Source organism: Nitratireductor aquibiodomus NL21 = JCM 21793 (genome assembly GCF_000615975.1).
GTDB classification, from domain to species: domain Bacteria; phylum Pseudomonadota; class Alphaproteobacteria; order Rhizobiales; family Rhizobiaceae; genus Nitratireductor; species Nitratireductor aquibiodomus.
This window is the reverse complement of record NZ_BAMP01000006.1, coordinates 1-16,381: the sequence shown is the minus strand read 5'-3', so window position 1 is coordinate 16,381 and position 16,381 is coordinate 1. Positions and strand designations below refer to the sequence as shown.

Annotated in this window: 13 protein-coding genes and 2 pseudogenes; 2 read left to right on the top strand and 13 right to left on the bottom strand. The window is 62.1% G+C overall.

Features of this window, described 5'->3' with window-relative positions; translation table 11 throughout:
* Positions 1–28: 28 nt before the first annotated feature.
* The 7 genes and pseudogenes from JCM21793_RS02980 to dusB form a co-directional block, all read right to left on the bottom strand.
* Positions 29–895 carry a D-amino-acid transaminase gene (locus JCM21793_RS02980; RefSeq protein ID WP_007007453.1) on the bottom strand — a complete coding sequence of 289 codons (867 nt, stop codon included), beginning with the start codon at positions 893–895 and terminating at the stop codon, positions 29–31.
* A 96-nt stretch (positions 896–991) separates the two neighbouring features.
* Positions 992–2,368, bottom strand: coding sequence for a Trk system potassium transporter TrkA (trkA, locus tag JCM21793_RS02975; protein ID WP_007007452.1), 1,377 nt, complete (start codon positions 2,366–2,368; stop codon positions 992–994).
* A gap of 109 nt (positions 2,369–2,477) precedes the next feature.
* Positions 2,478–3,839: a nitrogen assimilation response regulator NtrX gene (gene ntrX, locus JCM21793_RS02970; RefSeq protein WP_025029407.1), complete on the bottom strand. Its 1,362-nt coding sequence runs from the start codon at positions 3,837–3,839 to the stop codon at positions 2,478–2,480.
* Between the two features lie 3 nt (positions 3,840–3,842).
* Positions 3,843–6,094, bottom strand: a pseudogene (locus JCM21793_RS23840) (sensor histidine kinase NtrY-like).
* A 185-nt stretch (positions 6,095–6,279) separates the two neighbouring features.
* On the bottom strand, positions 6,280–7,722 hold the full coding sequence (gene ntrC / locus JCM21793_RS02960) for a nitrogen regulation protein NR(I) (protein WP_025029406.1): 1,443 nt from the start codon (positions 7,720–7,722) through the stop codon (positions 6,280–6,282).
* A complete protein-coding gene (locus JCM21793_RS02955) occupies positions 7,719–8,867 on the bottom strand; it encodes a two-component system sensor histidine kinase NtrB (RefSeq protein ID WP_025029405.1) in 1,149 nt (382 codons plus the stop codon). Before JCM21793_RS02955 ends, ntrC begins: the two co-directional genes overlap by 4 nt.
* On the bottom strand, positions 8,864–9,811 hold the full coding sequence (gene dusB, locus JCM21793_RS02950; protein ID WP_370671621.1) for a tRNA dihydrouridine synthase DusB: 948 nt from the start codon (positions 9,809–9,811) through the stop codon (positions 8,864–8,866). Before dusB ends, JCM21793_RS02955 begins: the two co-directional genes overlap by 4 nt.
* Before the next feature lie 215 nt (positions 9,812–10,026).
* Here dusB and JCM21793_RS23835 point away from each other — a divergent pair.
* Positions 10,027–11,255 (top strand): annotated as a pseudogene (locus JCM21793_RS23835) (bifunctional 2-C-methyl-D-erythritol 4-phosphate cytidylyltransferase/2-C-methyl-D-erythritol 2,4-cyclodiphosphate synthase).
* Positions 11,252–11,743, top strand: coding sequence for a CinA family protein (locus tag JCM21793_RS02940; protein ID WP_025029403.1), 492 nt, complete (start codon positions 11,252–11,254; stop codon positions 11,741–11,743). The pseudogene JCM21793_RS23835 and the gene JCM21793_RS02940 overlap by 4 nt, the downstream one beginning before the upstream one ends.
* A 2-nt stretch (positions 11,744–11,745) precedes the next feature.
* Here JCM21793_RS02940 and JCM21793_RS02935 read toward each other — a convergent pair whose 3' ends face one another.
* The 6 genes from JCM21793_RS02935 to JCM21793_RS02910 form a co-directional block, all read right to left on the bottom strand.
* Positions 11,746–12,201: a type II toxin-antitoxin system RatA family toxin gene (locus tag JCM21793_RS02935; RefSeq protein WP_025029402.1), complete on the bottom strand. Its 456-nt coding sequence runs from the start codon at positions 12,199–12,201 to the stop codon at positions 11,746–11,748.
* Positions 12,201–13,178: a lipoyl synthase gene (lipA, locus tag JCM21793_RS02930; protein ID WP_007007443.1), complete on the bottom strand. Its 978-nt coding sequence runs from the start codon at positions 13,176–13,178 to the stop codon at positions 12,201–12,203. Before lipA ends, JCM21793_RS02935 begins: the two co-directional genes overlap by 1 nt.
* Before the next feature lie 7 nt (positions 13,179–13,185).
* Positions 13,186–13,470 carry a GlsB/YeaQ/YmgE family stress response membrane protein gene (locus JCM21793_RS02925; protein ID WP_007007442.1) on the bottom strand — a complete coding sequence of 95 codons (285 nt, stop codon included), beginning with the start codon at positions 13,468–13,470 and terminating at the stop codon, positions 13,186–13,188.
* Between the two features lie 75 nt (positions 13,471–13,545).
* A complete protein-coding gene (gene lpdA, locus JCM21793_RS02920; RefSeq protein WP_007007441.1) occupies positions 13,546–14,991 on the bottom strand; it encodes a dihydrolipoyl dehydrogenase in 1,446 nt (481 codons plus the stop codon).
* Between the two features lie 69 nt (positions 14,992–15,060).
* A complete protein-coding gene (locus tag JCM21793_RS02915; protein ID WP_007007440.1) occupies positions 15,061–15,612 on the bottom strand; it encodes an HdeD family acid-resistance protein in 552 nt (183 codons plus the stop codon).
* Positions 15,613–15,628: 16 nt separating this feature from the next.
* Entirely contained in the window at positions 15,629–16,267 is a 639-nt protein-coding gene (locus JCM21793_RS02910) for an SGNH/GDSL hydrolase family protein (protein WP_025029401.1), read from the bottom strand.
* Positions 16,268–16,381: the final 114 nt, after the last annotated feature.

Below are 16,381 nucleotides of genomic sequence, written 5' to 3'. Positions count from 1 at the left end.
TACCGAGCCGCATCATCATGCGCGTTGGTTAACAGCTAGGACTTTTTTCCGCAATCGCAAAAAACGCCTCTCGCAGGGACCGCGCGACAGTCCCTGGATGCCCATTGGCCACGGGTTTGCCGTCGATGCTGACCACCGGCATGACCACACTGGTCGCGCTCGTCACGAAGGCTTCGCGCGCGCTCTGGGCTTCTTCAACCGAGAATGCGCGCTCCTCGACCTTGAGACCGAGATCGTCGGCGACCTTCATGACGGTCGCCCGGGTTATCCCGCGCAGAATGCCGAAATCGGCCGGCCGCGTTACCAAGCCGCCATCCGCGGTAACGATCCAGGCATTGGTGGACGCGCCCTCCTTGACCGTTCCGTCCGGATCGACGAACCAGGCCTCCTGCGCACCGGCGTCGACCGCCGCCTGGCGTGCAAGAACGTTTGGCAGAAGGCCGATCGTCTTGATGTCGACCCGCTCCCAGCGGTTTTCGGGGACGGTGATCACCGTCATGCCCTTTTCGGCCTTCTTTGCCGCGGCTTTCGGGTCCATGCGCTTGGCCGTTACCACCAGCGCGGAGCGAACCGGCGTGGTCGGGAAGGCATGATCACGCGGTGCGACACCGCGCGTGACCTGCAGATAGACCATACCGTTGTGAACATGGTTGCGGCGGATGACCTCGCGCATGATGAACTCCAGCGCCCCGCGCTCCACCGGCCAGTCCATGCGAAGCTCGCGCAGCGACCGGTCGAGCCGGTCCAGATGCCCCTTCATGTCGATGATGAAACCGCGGGAAATCTCGCACACCTCATAAACGCCGTCGGCGAGCTGATAGCCACGGTCCTCCACGTGAACCATCGCGTCACTGTGATTCGCATAACGCCCGTTCACATAAGCAATGCGTGGCATGTCTGGGTCTCCGTCTGATGGAATCTGCGGGCTGGAATTGTTGCCGCTTATAAGAGAAATCTGTTTTGCCGCCCTGCGCCGGGTTTTTCAAGCGCCTCAGAAGAACTCCAGGCTGACGCGGAACATCTGCTCGACCTGGCGCACGGCACTTTCGAGCGCAAAGATCACCACCCGGTCCTTCGGCTTGATCTTCAGAGACCCGCTCGGCTTGATCACCGCACCGTCACGATAGACTGCGCCGATGCGCATTCCGTCGGGGAACTCCACCTCGCTGAGTGGCGGTCCCACAAGCGGCGAGGTCTCGAGTGCCTCAGCCTCGATGACCTCGGCCGCCCCGCGCTGAATGTTGTGGACGGCGCGAATGCGGCCGCGCCTGACATGCTGGAGCACTTTCGAAATCGTCACCGAACGCGGGTTCACATGGGCGTCGATTCCCAGCGTTTTGGCAAAATCGTGATAGGTCGGATTGTTGATCAGAACGAGGTTGGAGCGACAGCCGAGGCGCTTGGCGATCACGCTCGACAAAATGTTGACCTGGTCGTCATTGGTCAGCGCCACCATCAGGTCGGCATGCTGGATGTCGGCTTCCAGGAGCAGCTTCTGGTCGAGCGCGCTGCCATGCAGAACCACTGTGCGACGCAGCTTGTCGGCCAGCGCGACCGCGCGTTCGCGCGTGTTCTCGATCACCTTGACCTTTGTGCGGCTCTGCTTCTTTTCCATGGCGCGCGAAACATAGAGGCCGATATTGCCGCCGCCGGCGATGACGATCCGCGTTGCCTCGCGCTCTTCATGTCCGAAAAGGCCAAGCGTGCGCCGCACCTGGTCCTTGGTCGTCACCACATAGGCGAGATCGCCGGCAATGAGCTGGTCGCCCGAATGCGGGATGAAGAGCTTGCCCTCGCGCGAGACGCCCACAACGGTAGACGGCAGGTCGGGGAAAAGCTCGGTCAACTGCGCCAGCGGCGTGTTGATGACGGGGCATTCCTCCAGACATTCGATCGCGACCATCGATACCCTGTCATCGGCAAAGCTCACCACATCCGTCGCACCCGGCAGCGCGATGCGGCGCATCACCATCTCGCCGACCTCGACTTCCGGCGAAATGATCACGTCGATGGGCAGGTGATCGCGCGAGAACAGGTCCATATAGTGCGATTGCAGATATGACTGCGAACGAATGCGCGCGATCTTGGTCGGCACATTGAAAAGCGAATGCGCCACCTGGCAGGCGACCATGTTCACTTCGTCGAACAGGGTCACGGCGATGATCATGTCGGCTTCGCTTGCGCCGGCGGATGCCAGCACGTCGGGATGCGCGCCATGGCCGACGAAACCGCGTACATCGAGCGTGTCGCGAACCGCGCGAATCAGTTCCGGCGAGGTATCGATCACGGACACGTCGTTCTGCTCGGCCGCCAAGCGCTCCGCGATACCGAAACCAACCTGGCCCGCGCCGCAAATAATGACTTTCATCGCCTGTTCCCTGCCTCATCGAAGACCGGATATCGGGTCTGCAAGGCCCCTGCTCTAGCGCTTTTCCAGCGACATGGAAACCTGAAAGCCGGATGCCCGCTCCGCGCCACTAGACGCCGAGCGATTTGAGCTTTCGGTGAAGGGCCGAGCGCTCCATGCCGACAAACTCCGCCGTACGCGAAATGTTTCCGCCAAAGCGGTTGATCTGCGCCAGTAGATATTCCTTCTCGAAAAGTTCGCGCGCCTCGCGCAGCGGCAGGGCCATGATGTGCTGGTCCGATTGTGTAGGCAGGCGCGGCATGACATCGCCGATTTCCGCCGGCAGAAGATCTGCCGTGATCGGCGTATCCGGCCCGTCCCCGCGCGTGAGGATCATCAACCGCTCGATATTGTTGCGGAGCTGACGCACATTGCCTGGCCAGTTGTGAGCCTGGAGAACGGCCATGGCATCGTTGCCCAGCGGGCGCGGCTTGATGCCGGCCTGCTCGCCGATCTGCTGCATGAAATGATCGACGAGCAGCGGAATGTCCTCGCGGCGGTCCGCCAATGGCGGCACCACCACGGGCACAACGGCCAGCCGATGAAACAGGTCTTCGCGGAACCGGCCGTCGGCGATCAGGGATTCGATGTTCTGCGCCGTCGAGGAGATGATGCGTACATCCACCTTCACCCGCCGTGTGCCGCCCACCCGCTCGAACTGCTGATCCACAAGAACACGCAGGATCTTGCTCTGCGTGCCGAGCGGCATGTCGGCCACTTCGTCGAGATAGAGCACCCCGCCATGTGCTTCCTCAAGAGCCCCAACCTTCCTCTCGCCGCCGTCGGATTCTGTGCCGAACAGCTCGATTTCCATGCGTTCGGGCGTGATCGCGGCTGCGTTCAGCGTCACGAACGGGCCATTGCTGCGTGGCGAGGCGGCATGGATCGCCCGGGCGACCAGCTCCTTGCCGGAGCCGGATGGCCCCGTCAGCATGATGCGGCTGTTCGACGGCGCCACCCGTTCGATGGTCTGGCGCAAATGGTTGAGCGTTGCCGAGTCCCCGACAAGGTCGAACGATGCGCCACTGCGCTTCTTCAGGTCGCTCATCTCGCGCTTGAGCTTGGAGATTTCAAGCGCGCGCTCGCAGATCAGGATCATCCGATCCGTCTTGAAGGGCTTCTCGATGAAGTCGTACGCGCCACGCTTGATGGCCGACACGGCCGTCTCGATCGTGCCATGGCCGGAAATCATCACGACGGGAATGTGGGGATGCAGTTCCTTGATCTTGTCGAGCAGAGCCAGACCGTCGAGCTTCGATCCCTGTAGCCAGATGTCGAGCAGGATCAGGCGCGGAACGCGCTCAGAGATCGAGGCGAGCGCGCTGTCGCTGTCATAAGCGGTGCGCGTCTCATGGCCTTCATCGCTCAGAATGCCGGCAACGAGCTCGCGGATGTCTTCCTCGTCGTCTACGATCAGAATATCGGAAGCCATGATTTACCTTCTTGTCGTGTCAAGAGCGCCGCCATTCTCTTCGGCGGCGGGAAGTATGATGCGGATCATCGCGCCGATGCCGCCATGGAAACCGGCGGGTGCATCGTGCAGTTCGAGGCGTCCGCCATGGTCCTCGATGATCTTCTTCACGATCGCCAGGCCGAGGCCCGTGCCCTTTTCCCGCGTGGTCATATAGGGCTCCAGCAGACGCTGGCGGTTTTCACGCGGCAGTCCCTTGCCGTTGTCGATCACCTCGATCTGGATGAAGCGGCCGTTCATGCCGGCATTGATGCGGATCGCACCCGGCTGGCCGTTGCTGCGCTCGGCGGCGTCGATTGCCTCGGCGGCGTTTTTGATAATGTTGCCGAAAGCCTGCCCCATGAGGCGCGCATCAAACCGCCCCATCAGCGGCGTCTCGGAAATATGGCGCTCGAAGCTGATCTCATTGCGGGCCACTTCCACCAGGAAAGAGGCCTCACGCAATGGTTCCCGCAGGTCAAGGCGCTGAATATCCGGCTTCGGCATCCGTGCGAAGGCGGAGAACTCGTCCACCATCCTGCCGATATCGCCAACCTGCCGGATGATCGTGTCCGTGCACTGATCGAAGATTTCCCGATCGTGCTCGATTACCTTTCCGAACCTGCGGCGGATTCGTTCGGCCGACAACTGGATCGGTGTCAGCGGATTCTTGATCTCATGAGCGATACGCCGCGCCACGTCCGCCCAGGCCATGGAACGCTGTGCCTGCATCAGATCGGTGATGTCGTCGACCGTAACCACATAGGAATGCTCGTCATCCTCGTTGACGCCCTCTTCCGTCGTAATCTGAATGTTGAAGGTACGTTCCGACCCGCCTCGAAAGAAAGTTGCCTGTTCGCGGTAGACGGGGCGACCGGACTTGCGCCCCATTTCGAACACACGCCCGACATGCGGTAGAACGGCGGAAAGGTTCCTGTTCACCGCCTCGTGAGCAGATATGCCGAGCATGGACTCCGCAGACCGGTTGACCATGGCGACCGAGCCGTCAGCCTCCACACCGATGACCCCGGCGCTGACACCGGAAAGGACCGCTTCGGTAAAGCGCCGACGCTCGTCGATCACGTCCTTGGCGGCGATGAGCTGATCGCGCTGCGATTTGAGCTGCTGTGTCATCTTGTTGAACGTGTCGCCAAGCAGACCGACATCCCCGTCGGAAGAACGGACGGGGACCGTGACATCGAGATCGCCGGTCGAGACCGCCCCGGCCGCGCCGATGAGCTGCCGTATCGGGCGCACAAGCCGGTCAGCCACGGCGATGCCCGTCCAGATGGCCGCCAGTACAATCGCCAGCGTTACCACCAGATAGAGCAGCGCAAAGGCGATCTGCGTGTTGCCCCGGTTGCCTTCGAGAGATCGGTATTCGTCGGTGTTGGTGCGCACGATCTGCCGCGCCTTGAGCACTTCGGGATCGAGCAGCGCACCGGTGTAGAGATAGGCATCAGGAATGTCCTGAAGCTTGTAGACGGCGGTCACCAGATTGGTGCCGCCAATCTCGTTGAAAGCGATCTGCGAGCTGTTGGCGAGGTCCATCGCCTTGGCTCCCGGGCGCGGCAATGGAATGTCTTCGACCATCTGCGCACTCATGATGACGGAGCCGTCTTCGCGAACCAGTTCGGCGTCCGCAAGACCACGCAGCATGGCCTGACGCGTCATGAAATCACGAAAACCGTACCGGTCGAGATTGTAGAGCGTGCGCGCCTGGTCCAGTCGAACCCCCATGCTCTCGGTCGTCCCCTGCAGGCTGCGTGCATTCTGCTGCACGTAGGCATCGGCAATCGAGAGCGAGGAATAGACAATCACCTTGGTGCGCAGCTCGAACCAGCGGTCGAGCCCGAGCTCCAGGGTCACCGAGGCGATCACCGCCACGAGGATCGCCGGAATTGCCGCCACGAGCGAGAACATTGCGATGATGCGCACGTGCAGGCGGGACGCCGCCCTCTGTCCCTTGCGGGATTTGTAGATGCGCAGTCCTTCGAGCACGATCAGCCTAAAAGCAGCATGATGAAGGCGAAATTGACTGCGATCAGCAGAAGTGTTGCGCGCTCATCAGGGGTGAACGGGGTAAGACCAAGAAGGACGGTAAAAGAAATGGCGGCGGTCACAAGCGCGCCGATGGCCGCAGCGACGCCGACGTAAAAAGTGGCTGAGCGCCCGCGCCGAACAGGCGAAGCCGCAACAAAAGCCTGCGTCGGCGAACTCTCTGACAAGCTGACCATTACCCCTGCTTCTACTCTTCCATGCCGCATCTATGTTGCACATATGCAACGACTGTAACCGACTGGCAACAGTTGCTTTTCCGAACATTGCGGCATTGCTGGGGCAGAACGGGGATCGAGGCCATATTAACAGGCCCCGACACTGGGTGGGCTGATATCAGTCAAACAGCCGGTTTACGGGCATGTCAGCCCGCACCGCGATAGATGTTGATGCCATAGTCGCGGATCTTCTTGCGCAGCGTGTTGCGATTGAGCCCCAGAAGGTCCGCTGCCTTGAGCTGATTCCCGCCGGTCGCCGTCAGCGCCGCGATCAAAAGGGGCTGCTCCACATCCGCCAGCACACGCTGATAGAGTCCTGCCGGTGGAAGCTGATCGCCGAACTGCGTGAAATAGCGTTGAAGATGCTGCTCCACCGCCTGCGTGAGGGTCGTCTCTTCGGGCAGGGCTTCCGACTGGCTGGCCCGTAATGCGCCGGCGGCGCGCAGTTCCTGTTCGATGATTTCGGCAGAGATTTCATCCTGCGGATAAAGCGCCGCCAGGCGGCGCACCAGATTCTCCAGTTCGCGCACATTGCCCGGCCAGCGATAGTTCTTGAGGCTATTGAGACCCTCCGAACCGATCCGTTTGGGCTGCAACCCTTCCTGTTCTGCCCGCGCAAAGAAGTGCCTGACGAGATCAGGAATGTCTTCCGCCCGTTCCCGCAGCGGTGGGAGGCGCAGGGGCACGACGTTGAGCCGGTAAAAAAGGTCCTCACGAAAGAGCCCCTGATCGATCAGCGTTCTGGGGTCCTTGTTGGTGGCCGCGACGATGCGCACATCGGTGCGGATCGGTGTCCGCCCGCCAACCGTCGTATACTCGCCCTGCTGCAGCACACGCAGGAGACGCGTTTGCGCCTCCATGGGCATGTCGCCGATCTCATCGAGAAAGAGCGTCCCGCCCTCCGCCTGCTCGAAGCGGCCGAAGGAACGCGCCTGCGCCCCGGTGAAGGCGCCTTTTTCGTGTCCGAAGAGCTCGGATTCGATCAGGTCGCGCGGGATGGCTGCCATGTTGATGGCCACGAAGGGGCCCTTGCGCCTGCGGCCATACTCATGGAGCGCGCGCGCCACAAGTTCCTTGCCGGTGCCGGATTCACCGCTGATCATCACCGTGAGATCTGTCTGCATCATGCGCGCAAGAAGGCGGTAAATCTCCTGCATCGCGGCAGAACGCCCGATCAGGGGCAGTGCATCCGGCGCTTCGGCGCTGGCGGTTTCCTTCTGGCTCGCCTTCGGTTCGGAAAGTGCGCGCCCGACGATATTGACGAGTTCCGTCAGGTCGAAGGGCTTCGGCAGATATTCATAGGCGCCGACCTCGGAGGCGCGTATGGCGGTCATGAACGTGTTCTGCGCGCTCATCGCCACAACCGGCAGGTCCGGTCGCGCCTTGCGGATTCTGGGCAGAAGGTCGAACGCATTGCCATCGGGCATGACCACGTCGGTGATCACCAGATCCCCCTCGCCCGCCGAGACCCAGCGCCACAGCGTCTCGACATTCGACGTCACCCGCACGTCATGGCCGGCACGCGACAGCGCCTGGTTCAGAACTGTGCGGATGGCTGCGTCATCGTCGGCGACAAGAATGCTGGTCATGCGGGCCTATCCTCTTCGTGATGAAGGGCATCCTTGCGGCGCGCTTCGCGCCAGGCGGGCATCAGAATGCGGAACACCGTGCCGCGCTGGCCGGAGGATTCGCATTCGATCACCCCGCCATGCGCGCCAACGATCTTGGCCACCAGCGCCAGCCCGAGGCCGGACCCGTTCTGCTTGGAGGTCACGAACGGATCGAAGATGATCTGCCGAAGGTCTTCCGGAACGCCCGGTCCGTTGTCGTAGACGCAGAACTCCAGCGGCAGGGCCACACGGTCAGGCGAGCCGGGTACCGACAGGCGGATGCCGGGGCGAAATGCAGTCGTCAGCCTTATCTCGCCATCGTCCCGGTCGCCGATCGCCTCGGCGGCGTTCTTCACCAGGTTCAGAAAGATCTGGATAAGCTGATCGCGATTGGCCCATACGGGCGGCAGCGATGGATCGTAGTCCTCGACAATGCTCACCTTGCGGGCAAAGCCGCTTTTGGCAACAGCCTTCACATGATCGAGCACGAGATGAATATTGATCGGATCGCGCTCCACCGGCCTTTCGTCGGAAAACACTTCCATGCGATCCACCAGCGCGACGATCCGGTCCGTCTCTTCCGTGATGAGCCGCGTCAATGCGCGATCCTCGTCGGACACCGCGTGTTCGAGCAACTGTGCCGCGCCGCGAATGCCCGAAAGCGGGTTCTTGATCTCATGCGCCAGCATGGCCGCAAGCCCCGTTACCGAGCGGGCAGCACCCCGGTGCACCATCTGCCGGTCGATCTTGTCGGCCATGGAGCGCTCCTGCAGGAGGAGCGCGACAGCGCCCGGCACTTCGGAAACCGGCGCGGCATGAATGTCCACCATGCGCTCCGCACCGAGCCGGGGCGAAGAAATGTCGACACGATATTCGTTGATGGCCACGCGCTGCTCGCGCACCTGTTCGACAAGGGCGATCAGCGGGCTCCCAAAGGGCACGAAATCGGCCAGCCGGCTGCGCGCGAGAATGGCGGCGCCCGAGCGGAAGAAATCCTCCGCCTCGGCATTGACCTCGATCATGAAGCCATCCTGATCGATCATCACCACAGGGTGCCGCAGCGTGTTCAGGAGCAGGCTGGCGGGGCCGGTGTCCATGCGTGTGCGCTCACCCGGTCGGTTCATGCGGCCAGACGCTCCTCTTGCCTGCGAAACAGGTCGCGCAGCAGGCGCGACACTTCAAGGTGATCGGTGCCCGTCATGATCGCCTTTCTGGTCTCGGCATCCACCGCGTCGAGATGGCGTTCCATGTACCAGCCGAGATGTTTGCGGGCATGCCGCGTGCCGTGCTCCGTGCCGTAAAGCGCGAGCATCGCCTCATAATGGTCGATCACGTAATCGGAGAGGTTTTCAGGCCGGCGTTCGGCATTCGCAGCAACCGCACCCGCAACCCACGGCGCGCCGTAATGCGCCCGGCCGATCATCACCGCATCCGCACCCGACGCGGCCAGTATGCCGGCGGCATCCTCTGCCGTGGTCACGTCGCCATTGGCCACGACCGGAATACCGACAGCCGCCTTGACTGCCGAAATCGCCTGCCAGTCCGCCCTGCCCTTGTAAAACTGGCAGCGCGTGCGCCCGTGAACCGTCACCATAGCGACACCGGCATTCTCCGCGCGGCTTGCGATTTCCGGCGCATTGAGCGCATTCTCGTCCCACCCAAGCCGCATCTTGACCGTTACAGGCACCTGCACCGCCGCCACGACAGCCTCGATCAGGCTTAGCGCATGGTCGGGCTCACGCATCAGCGCAGAACCCGAATATCCACCCGTCACCTTCTTGGCCGGGCAGCCCATGTTGATGTCGATGATGTCGGCGCCCTGCGCTTCCGCAATGCGCGCCCCTTCGGCCATCCAGTGCGCTTCCCTGCCGGCGAGCTGCACCATGTGCACATCCACGTCCGGCCGGCGCAGGCGGCGTGCCGATTCCGCCTTGCCGCGCGCAAGTTCACCGCTCGCCACCATTTCAGAGACGACAAGCCCCGCCCCATGCGCATGCGCGCGCGCCCGAAAGGCCAGATCCGTCACGCCCGACATGGGCGCCAGAAACACCCGGTTGCGGATCGTCACCGACCCGACCGAAAGAGGCCCCGAGAGAATTTCAGCTGATGGATTGCACAAAAGTGATGCACCTATATCCTGTGCTTAATATTTAGCCAATTCGCCCCCTGCCCGCAACAGCCAATTCGCATCGGGCAACACAGATTGTAAATTCGGCTGGCCTTTCGCGGCGTGTCTTATTATGCGTCTGCCCTATGGACAAGCAGATGCACCAATCCGAGACCCTGGACGAAGCCGATCCGCTGGCCTCCCGCCCGGCGGGAGAGGTCGCTGCCGTGATTGTCGCCGCGGGGCGCGGCGAGCGGGCCGGGCAATCCACAGAGGGGCCGAAGCAGTATCGCCTGATCGGTGGCAAGCCGGTTCTGCGTCACACGCTTGAGACCTTCCTCGCCGATCCCCGCATCGGCCGCATCGTGGTCGCAATCCATCCCGATGACGATGCGCTCTTTGCCGAAGCCACGGCCGGCCTTTGCGATCCACGTGTCCGGGCGATCCATGGCGGTCATTCCCGACAGGCCTCCACCCGGCTCGCCCTGCTTGCGCTTTACGATCCCGAACCCCAGACCGTGCTTATCCATGATGGCGTGCGCCCCTTCATCGACCGTGAACTGATCGACCGCATCATCGGTGCGGTGGAAGAGGGCCGAGGCGCCCTGCCCGCCCTTCCCGTCGCCGACACGGTCAAGCGCGCCGGTCCCGCAGGGTTCATCGCCGAAACCGTGCCGCGCCACGATCTGCACGCCGCCCAGACACCCCAAGGCTTTCCTTTCGCACTCATTGCCGCTGCCCACGACCGCGCACACAAACTCGGCCGCGAGGACTTTACCGACGATGCCTCGATCGCCGAATGGGCAAAGATACCCGTTCGTCTCGTTGCCGGTGCCGTGGACAACATCAAGCTTACCTGGGCGCGCGACATTGCGCTCGCCGACGAGCGCCTGAACCGCCCGTCGGCCTTCCCGGACGTGCGCACCGGAAACGGTTACGATGTTCACACCTTCACCGATGGCGACGCGTCATTCTTTGCGGCGTGAGCATACCGCACACAAAGCGCCTTTCCGGCCATTCGGATGCCGATGTCGGCCTTCACGCGCTCACCGACGCGCTACTTGCCACCTGTGGCGCCGGCGATATCGGCACGCACTTTCCGCCATCGGATCCGCAGTGGAAGGGTGCTGCCTCGCACATCTTCCTCGAGCACGCGGCCCGGATCGTGCGCGAGGCCGGTGGCCGCATCGCCAATGCCGATGTCACGATCATCTGCGAGGCACCGAAAGTCGGCCCACACCGCGAGGCAATGACCGCTGCGCTGTCCACCATGCTCGGCATCGCGCCGCATCGCATTTCCATCAAGGCGACGACGAATGAAAAGATGGGCTTCATCGGCCGTGAGGAAGGCATTGCTGCTATCGCCACGGCCAGCGTGATCTATCCCGGCGAGGTGCCGGCATGAGTGAATACGAGGATCGGGCTCGCGCCGTTCTTTCGGCCTGCGAAACACGCGGCATCATGCTGGCCACGGCCGAATCCTGCACCGGCGGCATGATCGCCGCGGCCCTGACGGACATCGCCGGTTCCTCCTCCGTCGTCGATCGTGGTTTCGTCACCTATTCCAACGAAGCCAAGATGGAGATGCTCGGCGTCTCATCCGAAACGCTCGCCGCCCATGGCGCTGTTTCGCAGGAAACGGCGCTGGAGATGGCATCCGGTGCGCTCGCCCGCTCACGCGCTGGCGTGGCCGTTGCCGTCACCGGCATTGCCGGCCCTGATGGCGACTCAGCGGAAAAGCCGGTCGGTCTCGTCTGGTTCGGTCTTGCATTGAAGGGCCGCGCGCCCCTGGCGCAATCCCACGTCTTTGCGGGCCGCGACCGCGCCGGTGTGCGCGCAGCGACCGTCGAGGCTGCTCTCGACATGGTTCTGTCGGCTTTGAAGGACGGCTGAATTCAGGCGCTCACGCCATAAACCACGTCCGCCCGGCGCTCGAAGGCCTCGGAAAACATGCGGAACGCGCGGTCGAACATCGCGCCCATGACAGCTCCGAGCATACGGCTCTTGAATTCATACTCGATGAAGAAGTGAATATCGCACTCCGCCGCACCGGCCGGCTCAAAGCGCCATTCGTTCTTCAGAAAGCGGAACGGCCCATCCACATAGCGCACATCGATGGCCGCATCGTCCGGTTTCAGCGTCACCTGGCTAGTAAAGGTCTCGCGCAGCGCCTTGTACCCCACGGTCATGTCGGCGACGAGCAGCGTTACGCCATCGCGCTCCCTGCGTGTGCGCACGCTGAGCGCCTCGCACATGGGCACGAATTCGGGATATTTCTCCACGTCCGCGACCAGCGCGAACATGTTCTCGGGCGTGTGCGCCACGCGGCGCACGGTCTCGAATTTCGGCATCAGTTCGCGGCAGCGCCTGCGCCTTCGAGGCGGGCGTCGCGCGCCGCCTTCAGCTTTGCGAAGTCCTCGCCTGCGTGATGCGAGGAGCGCGTCAGCGGGCTCGACGACACCATGAGGAAGCCCTTCGTGTAAGCCACGGTCTCATAGGACTTGAATTCTTCGGGCGTCACGAATTTCTTCACCGGATGGTGCTTGCGCGTCGGCTGCAGATACTGGCCGATGGTCATGAAATCCACATTGGCCGAGCGCAGATCGTCCATGAGCTGCAACACTTCGTTGCGCTCTTCGCCAAGCCCCACCATGATCCCGGATTTGGTGAACATGGTCGGATCCAGCTCCTTGACCTGCTGGAGCAGGCGCAGCGAATGGAAATAGCGCGCGCCGGGGCGCACCTTGAGATAATTGCCCGGAACCGTCTCCAGGTTGTGATTGAAGACGTCAGGCTTTGCTGCAACCACAACCTCCAGCGCGCCGTCCTTGCGCAGGAAATCCGGCGTCAGGATCTCGATGGTCGTTTCGGGCGATGCGGCACGGATCGCGCCGATCACATCGGCAAAATGCTGCGCACCGCCATCGGCAAGGTCGTCGCGGTCGACCGAAGTGATCACGACATGCTTCAGCCCCATCTCGCGCACCGCCTTGGCGACGTTTTCAGGCTCGTTCATATCCACCGGACCGGGAATGCCCGTGGCGACGTTACAGAAGGCACAGGCGCGCGTGCAGATTTCGCCAAGGATCATGAAGGTCGCGTGCTTCTTGTCCCAGCATTCACCGATGTTCGGGCAGCCCGCTTCTTCGCACACGGTCACAAGCTTGTTGGATTTCACGATCTCGCGGGTTTCCAGATAGCCCTGCGAGGTCGGTGCCTTGACCCGGATCCATTTGGGCTTGCGCAGCACTTCCTGATCGGGCCGGTGCGCCTTTTCAGGGTGCCGCGGGCGCGGCTTGGCGGTGACAGTATCGAGAATCGTGACCATGTTTGTCCTATCGCGCCCGGCTGGAAGACGAGCGTCCGAATACCCAGAGGATCAGGATCGCGCCAACAATGGCGATCACCAGATTGCCCAGAAAACCGTAGAACGAGATGCCGACCAGACCGGCAAGCGTTCCGCCGACGAAGGAACCGGCGATGCCAACAAGGATGTTGGTCAGAAAACCATGATCGCGGTTCATCGTTTTCTCGGCCACGTAACCGGCCAGAAAGCCGATGACGAGCAGGCCGAAAAAGCCAACGCCGGGCATGCCCAGAAGACCGTAGCTCTCTTCCATCATCCTGTTCCTCGTTCGATGTTCCCCCGCATATAGTCCAGTTGGTGCGGGGGAAACAGGGCCCTTCAGCCCATTTTACGCGTTGAGCGTACGCCCATAGGCATCGAGCACACTCTCCTTCATCATCTCCGACAGGGTCGGATGCGGGAAGACCGTGTGCATCAGCTCTTCTTCCGTCGTCTCAAGGTTCATCGCAACGACGAAGCCCTGAATGAGCTCGGTAACCTCGGCACCAATCATGTGCGCGCCGAGAAGCTCGCCCGTCTTCTTGTCGAAGATCGTCTTGACGAAACCCTGGTCTTCGCCGAGCGCAATCGCCTTGCCGTTGGCGGCAAACTGATAGCGGCCAACCCGGATGTCGCGGCCGGCTTCCTTGGCTTTGGCTTCCGTGAGGCCGACGGAGGCAACCTGAGGATGGCAATAGGTGCAGCCGGGGATCAGCCCCTTGTCGAGCGCATGGACGCCCGGCACGCCGGCGATCTTCTCGATGCAGATCACGCCCTCATGCTCGGCCTTGTGCGCCAGCATGGGCGGGCCCGCCACATCGCCGATTGCGTAGATGCCCTCAACATTGGTGCGACCGTACCCGTCGACCGCCACACAGCCGCGATCCGTCTTAACCCCGAGCGATTCGAGGCCGAGATTTTCGATGTTGCCCTGCACGCCAACGGCGGAGATCAGCTTCTCGGCCGAAATCTTCTCAACCTTGCCGTCCTTGGTTTCGATATGGGCGGTGATCCCGTCCTTGGTCTTCTCGACCTTGGCAACCTTCGCCTCAAGCTTGAACTGGATGCCCTGTTTCTCGAACTGGCGCTTTGCAAACTTCGAGACTTCCGCATCCTCGACCGGCAGGATCTGCGGCATCAGCTCTACAACCGTCACATCCGCTCCCATGGTGCGGTAGAAGGAGGCGAACTCCATGCCGATGGCGCCGGAGCCCATCACGACGAGTGATTTCGGCATGGTCTTGGGAACCATCGCCTCGAAATAGGTCCAGATCTTATCGCCATCCGGCTCGATGCCCGGCAGAACGCGCGGACGCGCACCCGTCGCAACAATGATGTGCTTTGCCTTGTAGGTGCCGGCACCCTTGGTGTTCTTCGGCATGGGTGGCTGCGGCTGCATCGCCTTTTTGGAGGGCTCGGAAACGACCACCTCGCCCGGCTTGGAAAGCTTCGCCTCGCCCCAGATCACGTCGATCTTGTTCTTCTTCATCAGGAAGCCGACGCCGCCATTCAGCCGCTGGGAGACCTTGCGCGAGCGGTCGACGACGGCATTCACATCCGCAGAAATCTTTCCGTCGATGGTCAGGCCGTAATCCTTGCCGTTTTCGGCGTAATGCTTGATCTCGGCCGAGCGCAGCAGAGCTTTGGTTGGGATACAGCCCCAGTTGAGGCAGATGCCGCCCAGATGCTCGCGCTCCACGATTGCCGTTTTCAAACCAAGCTGTGCCGCGCGGACGGCGGTGACATAGCCGCCGGGTCCCGATCCGATGATGATAACGTCGTAATTTTCAGCCACAGCTGGTTTCTCCTTGTCGTCGTATCATTGTCCGGGCGCGGCTTTCACACCGCCGCGCCCCGAGAGTTTTCAGGCCCGCTGCGCCCCGCGCAGGCCAAAAGCTATGAGCAAAAGAAACACGCCGTTCGAAAGCAGTTCGACGGCGAGAAGGATGCCCAGAATTGTTGCCGCGGCCCATGGCATGTCCGCAAGGATCATGACGCCGAGCAGAAGCGAGACGATGCCCGAGAAGAGCACCCATCCCCAGCCGGAAAGCGGCCGGAATGCGAAGGCATACATGACCTTCACCACACCGAGCACCAGAAACATGATGGCCACGAGAATGGTCAGCGAAATGATCCCGGCAGCCGGCTTGGCGATGATCGAAATCCCGACGGCAAGCGTCAGCAGCCCCAGCAGCAGGGCCCAGAGAAACCCGCCCCAGCCCCGAACACGAAACGCCTGCACGATCTGGAGCACGCCGAACAGCACGAATGTCCAGGCTGCCAGTATCGCTGCAGTCATGGTGGCTGCGAACGGATTGAAGAGAGCCAGAATGCCGCCGATCAGTGAAATGGCCCCGAGCAGGGCCAGCCAGCCCCACGAAGCATGTACGCTTTCATTTTCCACAGTGTTGGCCATGCTTATCCCTCCTTTGTCAAAGTCCAAGCATGTCTCTCACGACCGGGGCGAGCCCCCGGCCAATGGAGCCTGTGTTTTCGGCGTCCAGATGAACGCCGTCAAGCGGGCTCGTCTGAGCCACGCTTCCTGCATCGAAGAAGCCCGCACCCGTCTCATCCGCGAGCGCAGCATAAAGACCGGCCAGCTTCGCCGACTCGATACGGGCGCTTTCAAAAAGGGCCGCGAAGTCCGGTTCTGGCGTTTCGCAGGCGGCCGGCGGCGACATGATGAGCACCTTCGGTGCCGGCTCGCCCATCGGATAATCATGACCGCGCACGATGTCGATCAGACGCTGCATGCCCTGTTTCGCGCCGAAAGCACGGCCGCAGATGAAGGGTTTCATGTCGTTCGTGCCGAGCATGATGACGACCAGATCGAGCGGCGCATGGCTGGTCAGAAGCGTAGGCAAGAGGCGTGCGCCGTTGCGGTCGGCACCGGATGCGAAATCGTCAAACACCGTGGTGCGGCCATTCAGCCCCTCGGCGATCACACGCGCACCACCGCCCAGCTCCGCCTGAAGCACGCTCGGCCACCGATCATCGAAGGGATGCCGTCCGGGGCCGGCGGGGTCATACCCCCATGTCAGCGAATCGCCAAAGCACAGGATGGTCTTCATCGTTTGTCCCCGGAAAGCAGGTCCATATCGCCTAGATCAGCATGGTGAGCGGATTTTCGATGACCTTCTTGAAGGCGGCGAGGAGTTCGGCGCCAAGCGCGCCATCCACCGCCC